This is a genomic window from Cypionkella sp., assembly GCF_034376685.1.
GTDB lineage: Bacteria > Pseudomonadota > Alphaproteobacteria > Rhodobacterales > Rhodobacteraceae > Cypionkella.
This window is the reverse complement of the sequence record NZ_JAXMJJ010000077.1, coordinates 1-9,408: the sequence shown is the minus strand read 5'-3', so window position 1 is coordinate 9,408 and position 9,408 is coordinate 1. Positions and strand designations below refer to the sequence as shown.

The 9,408-nt window shown below is 58.3% G+C and carries 8 protein-coding genes; 3 read left to right on the top strand and 5 right to left on the bottom strand.

Translation table 11 applies throughout. From position 1 onward, the window contains the following. Positions 1–112: 112 nt before the first annotated feature. Positions 113–718 carry a 50S ribosomal protein L25/general stress protein Ctc gene (locus U1A24_RS14465; protein WP_322322679.1) on the bottom strand — a complete coding sequence of 202 codons (606 nt, stop codon included), beginning with the start codon at positions 716–718 and terminating at the stop codon, positions 113–115. Positions 719–929: 211 nt separating this feature from the next. On the opposite strand from U1A24_RS14465, the gene U1A24_RS14460 reads away from it, so the two are divergent. Beyond that, positions 930–2,069: an MFS transporter gene (locus U1A24_RS14460; RefSeq protein ID WP_322322678.1), complete on the top strand. Its 1,140-nt coding sequence runs from the start codon at positions 930–932 to the stop codon at positions 2,067–2,069. An 11-nt stretch (positions 2,070–2,080) separates the two neighbouring features. Here U1A24_RS14460 and U1A24_RS14455 read toward each other — a convergent pair whose 3' ends face one another. The 3 genes from U1A24_RS14455 to trpA form a co-directional block, all read right to left on the bottom strand. Next, complete coding sequence (locus tag U1A24_RS14455; protein ID WP_322322677.1) at positions 2,081–4,654, bottom strand: calcium-binding protein; 2,574 nt, start codon at positions 4,652–4,654, stop codon at positions 2,081–2,083. 117 nt (positions 4,655–4,771) lie between these two features. Further along, a complete protein-coding gene (locus U1A24_RS14450; RefSeq protein WP_322322676.1) occupies positions 4,772–5,935 on the bottom strand; it encodes an alpha-hydroxy acid oxidase in 1,164 nt (387 codons plus the stop codon). Between the two features lie 180 nt (positions 5,936–6,115). After that, positions 6,116–6,907, bottom strand: a complete 792-nt coding sequence (gene trpA, locus U1A24_RS14445) for a tryptophan synthase subunit alpha (protein WP_322322675.1) — start codon at positions 6,905–6,907, stop codon at positions 6,116–6,118. 255 nt (positions 6,908–7,162) lie between these two features. Here trpA and ychF point away from each other — a divergent pair, with 255 nt between their 5' ends. Further along, positions 7,163–8,260, top strand: a complete 1,098-nt coding sequence (gene ychF, locus U1A24_RS14440) for a redox-regulated ATPase YchF (RefSeq protein WP_322322674.1) — start codon at positions 7,163–7,165, stop codon at positions 8,258–8,260. 85 nt (positions 8,261–8,345) lie between these two features. Then, positions 8,346–8,705 (top strand): ribonuclease E inhibitor RraB, encoded by a 360-nt coding sequence (locus U1A24_RS14435; RefSeq protein WP_322322680.1) that lies wholly within the window; start codon positions 8,346–8,348, stop codon positions 8,703–8,705. Between the two features lie 117 nt (positions 8,706–8,822). Here U1A24_RS14435 and U1A24_RS14430 read toward each other — a convergent pair whose 3' ends face one another. Further along, positions 8,823–9,113: a hypothetical protein gene (locus tag U1A24_RS14430; RefSeq protein ID WP_322322673.1), complete on the bottom strand. Its 291-nt coding sequence runs from the start codon at positions 9,111–9,113 to the stop codon at positions 8,823–8,825. Positions 9,114–9,408: the final 295 nt, after the last annotated feature.

Below are 9,408 nucleotides of genomic sequence, written 5' to 3'. Positions count from 1 at the left end.
GCAGGCGCGGCCAGATTTGTCTGCGGCCAAATCCGGCAAGACAAAGGTCGCGCGCCAATGAAAAAGGCGCAGAGGTTTCCCCCTGCGCCCTTGATGTCAAACGCTCGCCTGCTTACGCAGTAGCTTCTTCTTCACCAACTTCAACGTAACCCGCCGGAGCCGCCACGTTGGCGATCACGAAGTTACGGTCGATGGTCGGCTTGGTGCCTTCCGGCAGAACCACGTCATTGATGTGGATCACATCGCCGATTTTGCGGCCGGTCAGATCGACGGTGACGTGATCCGGGATGTCGCCTGCGAGAACGTTCAGTTCCACGTCATTGCGCACAACGGTCAAGGTGCCGCCTTTTTTCAGACCCGGAGACGCTTCATGGTTGATGAAGGTGACGTGAATGAACAGGTTGATGCGGTTTTCGTCGTGCAGGCGCATCAGGTCAACATGCGTCGGCAGGTCTTTCACCACGTCACGCTGCACAGCGCGACAGATCACATGCACGTCCGGCTGGCCTTCAACCTTCAGGTTGAACAGCGACGACAGGAAGCGGCCGGCTTTCAGGCGCTTCAGCAGGGCGTTGTAAGGGATCTTGATTGCAAGGGGTGCAACGTTATCGCCATAGACGATACCGGGAACGAAGCCATCACGACGTGATTGACGAGCGGCCCCCTTGCCTGTCCCCGTGCGTGCTTCGGCGTGAAGATCAAGGATCTCGCGTGCCATAATGTTTCTCCATATATATATCCGCCAACGTTCAAGGGTGCATGGCGCGATCGCGGGCCTATAGCGGGGAATCACCGCAAAGGAAAGCCGGAAAGTGCCCAGCCCTGTGGGCGCTCTGCGCGGCTGGCGGCTCTGAGAGATGCGATGTCGGGGGTGGGATAGTCTTTCCACCGCCCGCGCGCTATCCCCCCTGCGTGAGCAGGAGAATGTCATGACCGCCGTCGATACCCTACGCGTCGCCCGCCCCGCCGTGGCGGCCTTTGCCGCGATGGGCGTGCTGTGGGGGTCTTTCGCCGCCGATCTCCCCGATATCAAGACCATGCTGGACATTGATGAGTCGCATTTGGGTGCGTTGATGTTCATGACGCCGATTGCGGCGGTGTGTGCGATGTTGGTGGCGCCGCGTCTGGGCGTGGCGTTTGGCCGCCGCGCGATGTTGATTTCCTGCCTGCTGATGTGTGCAGCCTTCACGCTGCCGGGGCAATTCAGCCATCTGATGCTGTTTCCGCTGGCGATGATGGCCTGCGGTGCGGGTACTGGTCTGACCGATGTGCTGATGAACGCGCGGGTGGCCACGCTGGAGACCCAAAGCGGGCGACCGCTGATGAACCTCTGCCACGCCGCATACAGCTTTGGCTATGCTGGCGGCGCGATTGCCACCGGAGCCTTGCGCAGCGCCGGGTGGTCGCCATCTTGGGTGCTGGGCAGCATGGCACTGTTTGCCGGAGTGCTGGCACTGGCGGCCTATGAGGAGGATGGCCGGATTGAGGGCCTCGCGCGGCCGAAAGGTAAGGGAGCGGCGCATCTGGGTCTGGTGCCGGTGCTGGGCGGTGCGATGGTGCTGATCGCTTTCCTCACCGAAAATGCCGCCGAGAACTGGTCGGCGTTGCACATCGAGAAGACCCTTGGCGGCAGTCCTTCCGCTGGCGCGATGGGGCCTGCGCTGATGGCGACCACCATGGGGGTGGCGCGATTGTTCGGGCAGGGCTTGGCGTCGCGCATCCCTGCCGTGTGGCTGCTGACCGGGGGCGCGGTGATCTCGGCTGTGGGGGCTTTGGGGGCGGCGTTGGCGGTGACACCCGCGATGGCCTATGCCGGGTTCATCGTGATGGGGATCGGATCATCGGTGATCGCCCCCACGGTGTTTTCGCTGGTTGGCCAGTTGGCTGACCCCGCGGCGCGGGCGCGGGCGGTGGCGCGGGCGACGCTGATCGGCTATTTCGGCTACTTCTTCGGCCCGCCCGCGATTGGCTTTGTCGCAGGCCTGTTCGGCCTGCGCTTTGCCTTCGTCTGCGCGGCTGTGATGCTGGCAGGCATTCCGGTGCTGGCGCGGCTGTTGTTGCGGCGTTAGGCGAGACAGCTTCAGCCGAAAAGATCGCCAAGCTCTGTCGTCACCACCAGCCTTGCAGCGCCAACAAGGGTCAGCGTGCCTGTATCCCATGTGATCACCACATCAAAAACTCCCCGAGCGATGCTAAGATCATTGCGCCCGGCAAGTCCTCGGAAATAGAGCGTGTCTATTGACTCATAATCCGCGATCACATCCGATCCAGTCGCCAAGCGCGCGTCAAACACAAAGATATCGGCACCCGAACCGCCGACCATAATATCGCGGTCCGCACCACCGATCAGCACATCCACCCCGTCGCCGCCATTCATTCGATCCATGCCATCGCCGCCATAAATCGTATCGTTTCCGATAGCTCCGATCAGAAAATCTGACCCAGCTTCGCCATAAATCCGATCATCGCCAATTCCCGCCAGAACGGTGTCAAATCCCAGACCTGCATAGATCAAATCATCACCGCCTTCAGCCGTGATGTAATCAGCAGCTTGACCGCCATAGAGCGAGTCGTCTCCTGCGCCACCGCTGATCGTATCATTTTCCGTGCCACCATAAACGGTGTCGTTCCCGTCATTGCCTAGCAAAACATCGTTTCCTGCAAGGCCGATCAACAGATCGGATCCTCTTAGCCCGGAGAGAACATCATTGCCGTTGCTCGCCGTAAGGTTCAGCTGCTCGAACTCATGGAAAATGGTGACGCTATTCACACCTGCAATCGAGGTTATGCGAAGCGACGTAAAGTTGGATCCGGTCGTCATGACAACCTGGCTTGCGGCGCCGACATAATTCAGCCCCAACAAATCATTGCCTTGGCCACCATACAACTCACCATTAAGTTGCGCGCCCAAACTTGCAACATCATCATAATTCGACAAATTTCCGACGATCTGTTCCATTGCCGTCCATTCGCCGGCAAGCCCGTGCAGGCTCAATCTTACGCCTGACGTATTCGCAGAGTAATTTACACCAACTGTATCAATGCCCAACCCGCCATTCAGAATATCGTTCAAGTCATAATTGGAGAAAGAGTCATTACCCGCATCGCCATAGACCGTATCACTGGCCCCTTGAACACCTGAAAACCCGTCATCTCCGGCGCCACCGAACAGCAGGTTCCGACCAAGCCCGGCATTGAAGCTGTCATTTCCTGCCAACCCGATCAGCGTATCATTGCCTTCAAGCGTCTGGAACCGGTCTTGCTGATTGCTGCCAGTTATATTTAACGTCTCCCAATTCCTTAAAATTGCTGCATCACCTATAATATAGCCTTCCGCATTCCTGAAATCTATCCGACCAGAATTGAATCCCAAATTTACAAAGTTATAGTTGCCCTGCGCAGCCGTCGAAGTCGAATAATTCAGAATGGCCGTGTCATTTCCTGCCCCGGCATCCAACTCACCGCGAAAGCCACCCAAGGCCAGAACGTCATCGAAGTTCGTCAGTACTCCCGAGACAATTTCCACGCCGGTGAGATTGAATATTTTGTCACCGACGCGGCCAGATATGCCTTGGGTTGCGGTGCGAAAATCTACGATAGCCGTGTCAATACCCGCGCCGCCATCAACAGTATCCTCGGCCCCAACACCGTATATAGTGTCATTGCCCGCACCGCCCGCAACCAGATCGGCCCCGCCGCGCATTCCGTAGGCATCATTGATCAGCAATCTGTCATTGCCGCCGCCGCCATAGATCGTGTCATCTCGCGCAGTGCCGCCGACACTGTCAGCACCCTCACCTCCGGTAAATTCAAGACGTTCAAAATTGCGCGCCTGCGTCACCCCCAACCCCGATGAGGGCAGCACACGCTGAGTCATGACGGTTTCAAGATCAATCGATCCAAGCCCGGTGCGATTAACAATCAGCAGATCATCAACACCAAGCCCGGCATCCAGAAATTGTGGTATGTTCGTGACTGTGATGACATCATTATATCGGGTGAGACTCAGGCCATAGGTCTCAAAATTTATCCAATTTGGATTCTGGATCAGATTGGCCATTGAGCCACGATAAGCAACAGTCTCTTGTGAGAGATTTATGCCCAGATAATCATTGCCGGCACCGCCGTCTGCAATATCGTTGCGCCCTACGCCACTGATAGTGTCATCGTCATCGCCACCATAAATCCAATCGCGCAACAGATCTGGGGTGACACCCAAAGAATCGTATCCCGCACCGCCATAGATTACATTTGACCCAAGCTGTCCGTTGAGTATGTCCGACTGCGCTCCTCCGCGCAAAGTGTCATTGCCATCGGTTGCAATGACTCTGCTCGAAAACAGATCAGATGCGGTAAAATCCAGCCGCTCAAATCCAGTTATCGAAAATTTTTCAAATCCATAATTCGGGAAAGTATCCGGTGGTTGCGTGTAGGCGATCTCGGTCAGGGCGAAAGGATCGTAAAGCGCAATAAATACATACGCGATCTCTTTACCCTCATAGAGCGGGCGCCCCGAGTAATTCAGAACAAGAAGATCATCCCCGGCGAGACCGTCGATCGCTGCAGTCAGCGCACCGCCATAGATCGTATCATTGCCAGTGGTAGGGCTTATCACCACGGGTGGCTCAGTCACAGGTTCTGTTACGCCGCCCATCGGAATTCTCCCCTCTCAACAACATCGTCAGGATGGAGACTTCTTTCTCTGCCACCAGCAACGCCACGCGTGAAGGTTCAGCAAAATCCCCTTGGACGGTCAAGCTGCAAATCGGGCTCAGGCCCAATCGCCCTCAAAATCCTGCGGCACCAGCACGTGCTCGCGGCCGATGTCGCGGGCTTGTTGCACACCGCACAAAGCCATCGAGATGTCGAGTTCCTTCTGGATCACCTCCAGCGCCTTGGTCACCCCGGCCTGACCCATCGCGCCCAGACCATAGATGAAACTGCGGCCGATGAAGGTGGATTTTGCGCCCAAGGCGAGGGCTTTCAGCACGTCCTGACCCGAGCGGATGCCGCTGTCCATGTAAACTTCGGTCTGATCGCCCACCGCCCGCACGATCGAGGGCAGCACGCGGATCGCCGACAGAGCCCCGTCCAACTGCCGCCCGCCGTGGTTTGAGACGATCATCGCATCCGCCCCGACATCCGCCGCCAAACGCGCGTCGTCGGCATCAAGGATACCTTTCAGGATCAGCTTGCCGCCCCATTGGTCGCGAATGCGTTTGACCTTGCCCCAGTCGAGCATTGGATCGAACTGCTCATTCGCCCATTTGGTCAGATCCGCCAGATCCGTGACGCCTTTCACATGCCCGACAATATTGCGGAAAGTGCGGCGCGGCGTGCGCAGCATGCCCATCGACCAAGCCGGTTTGGTGGCCATGTTGATCATGTTCGGAATCGTCAGGCGCGGCGGGCTGGTGAGGCCGTTTTTCAGATCCTTGTGGCGTTGGCCCAAAATTTGCAGATCCAGCGTCAGCACCAAAGCCGAGCACTTCGCCGCCCGCGCACGTTCAATGATCGCATCGACGAAATCTTCGTCCTTCATCACATAAAGCTGAAACCAGAACGGCGCAGGGCTGTGCGCGGCGATATCCTCAATCGAGCAGATCGACATGGTCGAGAGCGTGAACGGCACCCCAAAGGCAGCGGCGGCGCGGGCAGCCTTGATCTCACCATCCGGGCATTGCATCCCCGTAGAACCCACCGGCGACAACGCCACCGGCATGGTCACCGGGTTGCCCAGCATCGACACTTCGGTGCTGCGCCCGGTCAGATCACGCGCAACCCGTTGACGCAGCCGGATCTTGGCGAAATCCGTGGTGTTTTCGGTGAAGGTCTGCTCGGTATAGGAGCCGCTTTCGCAGTAATCATAAAACATCTTCGGCGTGCGCTTTTTGTAAAGCTGCTTGAGATCGTCGATGCAGGTGATCACGGGCATGAGCGCGGCCTTTTGCTGAAATTGGTTATGAAGAGTTACCAATTTCAGCATTTATGCGCAATGGGCTTTGCGGCGATCAGCAGAATGCATCGGGCAAGCCGCCGGGGGTTTCACACCCCCGGACCCCGGCGGGAGATTTGCGCGCAGAGGATGCCAATTTTAGATAAGTTTTAGGCGGTTTCAGGCCGCGTGCGCGCCCGCAGCCAGTGTAGCCACAAACGCCAGCACCTCGGCCACGGGTTTGCCGGTGCTGAGCTCCTTGACGATGGCAGAGCCCACAACGAAGCCATCCGCGACGCCCGCAATCGCCTGTGCGGCCTCTGGCGTGTTGATGCCAAAGCCCACGATCACCGGCAAATCGGTGGAGCGTTTGATCCGCGCCACTTCCGGGCCGACATCGCCCGCCTGCGCCGCAGCGGCGCCGGTGATACCGGTGACCGAGACGTAATAGACGAAGCCCGAGGTGTTTTGCAGCACTTTCGGCAGGCGCTTGGCGTCGGTGGTGGGGGTGGCCAGCCGGATGAAATTCACGCCAGCGGCTTGCGCGGGCAGGCACAGCTCGGCGTCTTCCTCGGGCGGCAGATCGACGATGATCAGCCCGTCGATGCCCGCCTCGGTCGCCTGGCGCAGGAACAGATCGACGCCACGGGAATAGATCGGGTTGTAATAGCCCATCAGCACGATCGGGGTGCTGGTATCGCCGCTGCGGAAATCGCGCACCATTTGCAGGGTTTTGTCCAGCGTCATGCCGGCTTCCAGCGCGCGTTGACCTGCAAGCTGGATCGTCGGGCCATCCGCCATCGGATCGGTGAACGGCAGGCCCAGCTCGATAATATCGACCCCAGCCCCCGGCAAGCCCTGCATCACCGCAAGCGAGCGTGCCACATCCGGGTCGCCCGCCATGATATAGGCGACGAAGGCCTTTTTCTGCTGCGAATTCAGCCGCGCGAAAGTGTCGTCGATTCTGCTCATGGTTCGGCCCATCCCTGCAAGTGCTGCACGGGTTTGCACGGGAAGCCCCGGAAAATCAATGCCCCTTCACCGCCCCGCCAAAGCCCGCCATGCAATTTCATCTTGGCGAAAATATCCCCGCCGGAGGCTTCACCAGCCCAAGCCCCGCAGGTTTTCCCAGCGAAAGCCTTGACCGCACCGCCTGTCCTGCCTATGCCGCAGGCGGTCTGGACATCAGGCGGTCTTGGCAATCGGCCAGCAACAGGGGTGCGCGCGATGGGTTTCAAAATGGGTATCGTTGGTCTGCCGAATGTCGGCAAATCCACCCTGTTCAACGCGCTGACCCGCACGGCGGCAGCACAGGCCGCGAACTTCCCGTTCTGCACCATCGAGCCGAACGTCGGCGAGGTCGCGGTCCCAGATGCACGGCTGGAAAAGCTGGCGGCGATTGCCGGATCGAAGCAGATCATCCCGACGCGGATGACCTTTGTCGATATCGCGGGCCTCGTGCGCGGCGCCTCGAAAGGCGAAGGCCTCGGCAACCAGTTCCTCGCCAATATCCGCGAATGCGATGCCGTCGCCCATGTGCTGCGCTGCTTTGAAGACGGCGACATCACCCATGTCGAGGGCAAGATTGATCCGGTGGCAGACGCGGAAACCATCGAAACCGAGCTGATGATCGCCGATATGGAAAGCATCGAACGCCGCCTGACCGGCCTTGCCAAGAAGCTGCGCGGCGGCGATCAGGACACTTTGGATCAGGATCGTTTGCTGCGCGCCGCGTTGAAATTGCTGGAAGCCGGGCATCCTGCGCGCAACCTGCAGATCGCTGAGGAAGATCAGCGCCAGTGGCGTCTGCTGCAACTCTTGACCTCGAAACCCGTGTTGTATGTCTGCAATGTCGAAGAATCTTGCGCCGCCGATGGCAACGCCCAATCCGCCCGTGTGGCTGAGATGGCCGCCAAGCAGGGTGCGGGCTCGGTGGTGATCTCGGCCAAGATCGAGGAAGAGATTTCTCAGCTCGCCGATGATGAAGCCGCGATGTTTCTGGAAGAAATGGGCTTGCACGAAGCGGGGTTGGACCGTCTGATCCGCGCGGGCTACAAACTCTTGGGCCTGTCGACCTATTTCACCGTCGGCCCGAAAGAAGCCCGCGCCTGGACCATCCATAAGGGTATGCTCGCCCCGCAAGCGGCTGGGGTGATCCACGGCGATTTCGAGAAGGGTTTCATCCGCGCCGAAACCGTCGCCTATGATGATTATATCGCAGGCAAGGGCGAGGCCGGGGCGAAAGAGGCCGGGAAGTTCCGGGTTGAAGGCAAGACCTATGAGGTCAAGGACGGCGACGTGCTGCATTTCTTGTTTAACGGGTGATTGTTCAAGGGTTGAGGTGTGGTTGCGCTCAATCTGGTATCTGATCGACCCGAAGCCAAATAGCAGACTGACGGAGGTCGGAGTGATGATTGAGCCAATGACTTACGAGGATCTGCTGGAACAGAACCGGGATATTCTGGCGCGGCACGCGGCACGGCATGATTTGAATGGTGTGCGGGACATTGAGATAGCATCTCGGTATGCAGACTGGGATACAGCAAGGGCAGCGCGAAGCTACGTTGTCCAGAAATATGGCGAGCAACAGGAAGTCCTGTTCCGCGTTGTGTCCCTAAAATACGCCGAAGATGACATTGTCATCAATCTTGCGTTCGGTCTTGAGGCGGTGCCTGAGGCAGAATTAATCACTCGATATGAACTTATGCTAATTGATGCCGCTGAAAAATTTGGTGGCGAGCTGCCGGGCTGGGAAATAACGCCAAAATAGGACTTCGACGAAAGGCTGGCGATAACGTGAGCAATCACGCTGGGTGCAGATGTCGGTGGACGAGACGCAGATGCTGCTACAAATGCGTATGTGCTCAGACTTCGAAAACTGCGCGCCTCAGAATACGTCGACCCGTACAGCACGCTGATAGATGAACTCGGACTTGTCCTGCGTATTGACGGGTCCGTGCAAGCATGGGACCGCGCAGGCGTCGGCGCTGTCTTCATCCGAAACAGTCGGCGCATCGCGACCGCTGATGTCTGTATCCCACGCGACGCGTGGTTGCGGCAGGACGCCGGAGCCTACTTTTGTAGTTTCCTTGCGGCAAACGTTGAGGCCGCAGTTGAAGCCATCGTCCGACAAGCATGCAAGAAGAAGGTGGGCATTCAGCAAGATGCCTTGCTTCACGACGTTGATATTGCTGTGTCAAGGTTTTTGGCAAACAACTTCGACTAATGTGTCGGAAAGCGAGCCAGATGATAGGATTTTGCACAGAACCCTCGGCTCCACACCTCAGTAAGTCCTGCCAATCCCTAACAAACTCTTAACCACCCCCATCTAACCCACTGATAAACCACACCGCCTCCCCTGTCCACGCGTGGACACCCCCTGCACCCGCCCCATCCGAGCACAAAACCCGCCCCGATCCCCTCCCCCCACCAAAACCGCACCCCACCCCGCTTTCCCTCTTGCCCCCGCCCCC

Excerpts from the sequence above, each read along its gene's own strand:
- trpA (WP_322322675.1), bottom strand. The coding sequence starts at position 6,907 with ATGAGCAGAATCGACGACACTTTCGCGCGGCTGAATTCGCAGCAGAAA.
- U1A24_RS14450 (WP_322322676.1), bottom strand. The coding sequence starts at position 5,935 with ATGCCCGTGATCACCTGCATCGACGATCTCAAGCAGCTTTACAAAAAG.
- U1A24_RS14465 (WP_322322679.1), bottom strand. The coding sequence starts at position 718 with ATGGCACGCGAGATCCTTGATCTTCACGCCGAAGCACGCACGGGGACA.
- U1A24_RS14435 (WP_322322680.1), top strand. The coding sequence starts at position 8,346 with ATGATTGAGCCAATGACTTACGAGGATCTGCTGGAACAGAACCGGGAT.
- ychF (WP_322322674.1), top strand. The coding sequence starts at position 7,163 with ATGGGTTTCAAAATGGGTATCGTTGGTCTGCCGAATGTCGGCAAATCC.
- U1A24_RS14455 (WP_322322677.1), bottom strand. The coding sequence starts at position 4,654 with ATGGGCGGCGTAACAGAACCTGTGACTGAGCCACCCGTGGTGATAAGC.
- U1A24_RS14460 (WP_322322678.1), top strand. The coding sequence starts at position 930 with ATGACCGCCGTCGATACCCTACGCGTCGCCCGCCCCGCCGTGGCGGCC.